This is a genomic window from Monashia sp. HAY1-2A, assembly GCF_056755315.1.
In genome coordinates this window covers 1-269 of the sequence record NZ_JBNDHY010000434.1, presented here as the reverse complement: position 1 = coordinate 269, position 269 = coordinate 1, and the positions used below count along the sequence as shown (strand labels likewise).

Annotated in this window: 1 protein-coding gene; it reads right to left on the bottom strand. The window is 61.3% G+C overall.

Features of this window, described 5'->3' with window-relative positions; genetic code table 11:
* On the bottom strand, positions 1–240 hold a 240-nt coding region (locus tag ACPYOM_RS22610; protein WP_481347680.1), incomplete at its 3' end, for an efflux RND transporter permease subunit.
* Positions 241–269 lie beyond the last annotated feature (29 nt).

Here is a 269-nt window from a genome sequence, read left to right as displayed (position 1 = left end):
CATGTAGAGCATGCCCTCGACGCCATTGATCTGCTCTTCGAGCGGCGTCGCCACCGTTTCGGCGATGACGGACGGGTTGGCGCCGGGATAGGTGGCGTGCACGACGACGGAAGGCGGCACGACTTCCGGATATTCCGAAATCGGCAGCGCCCTGAGGCCGATCAGGCCGGCGACGACGATGAGGACCGAAAGAACACCGGCAAACACCGGGCGGTCGACAAAGAATCTGGAGATGTTCATATCAAAGCCCTCTCCGGGGTGAACATGGA